Raw genomic sequence first — 237 nt, forward strand, 5'->3', positions numbered from 1 at the left:
CGCGGGACCGGGCGCACCTGAGAATCTCCAGGCGTCCGCGCGCAATCATTTTTCCCCGCCGGATAGAGAGTAGCCCTTCCCACTGCTGGAGGATGCCGCTACGTTCGAGTAGACAGTGGCGCAGCCTGTGGTCGTTGCCGAGCACAGAGGGGAGTCGCACGGCGAGTGGGACGGTCAATGATAGCGAACATGACCACCGACCGCGGCAGCAGGCGAGGATAGCGTTCTTGACCATAG

The organism is Sodalis-like endosymbiont of Proechinophthirus fluctus, assembly GCF_001602625.1.
Classification (GTDB): Bacteria; Pseudomonadota; Gammaproteobacteria; order Enterobacterales; family Enterobacteriaceae.